Consider the following 211-nt stretch of genomic DNA (forward strand, 5'->3'; position numbering starts at 1 on the left):
AGAATACCATAAAGGGCAGAATAACTTAACTTGATGTTTTCAACCCTATCAAGAAGCTCCTGAAAATGTTTAAAATTTGCGTCTTTGTAAACGTCAGACATTTTAAGATTGATGATTTTTTGTTTGAGTTCCTCTGGGATGGCATGAGCGGGTTTACGACCTTGATTTTTATGGATAAGTGCCGCAACTCCGTTTTCCTTCACTCCTTTTC

The 211-nt window shown here is 37.4% G+C and carries 1 pseudogene; it reads right to left on the reverse strand.

The features are described from left to right. Window positions 1-211, reverse strand: a pseudogene (locus ACKX14_RS16530) (ISNCY family transposase); the annotation flags it as partial.

Source organism: Thermorhabdus hydrogeniformans (genome assembly GCF_049310025.1).
Classification (GTDB): domain Bacteria; phylum Bacillota; class Thermosediminibacteria; order Thermosediminibacterales; family Tepidanaerobacteraceae; genus JBJYKD01.